Source organism: Bartonella sp. AA86SXKL (assembly GCF_042196885.1).
The window spans coordinates 1-312 of sequence record NZ_JBHIRE010000244.1; the positions used below are offsets into that span (position 1 = coordinate 1).

Below are 312 nucleotides of genomic sequence, written 5' to 3' on the forward strand. Positions count from 1 at the left end.
GCGCCCAACAATGTTTTGGAGATGGTTAATTTGCTTATCAAGACAATGACGCAAATGGTTTAATTCGCTTTCAGAACAAAAATCTGTTGCTTCCAAGATTTCATCAAACTGGCGGGTGAAAACTTTATAATCAGCAAGCCTTTCCATTTGTTCTGAAACAGTGAAAAGGCGCTTGGATTGATTCGATTTTTCTTGCAAACCGCTTCTTTCTTGCTCTTCTTCAGTTTGGTCATTGTCATTTGATTGTGTTGCTTGCGTTTTTCCTTGGTCTTGCGTATCGCTTTCTTGTTCAGTTTCTACTTTTTCTTCACT

1 pseudogene is annotated in these 312 nt (G+C 38.5%); it reads right to left on the reverse strand.

The window, feature by feature from the left end:
- Positions 1 to 312 (reverse strand): annotated as a pseudogene (locus ACFIO5_RS11265) (cobaltochelatase subunit CobT); the annotation flags it as partial.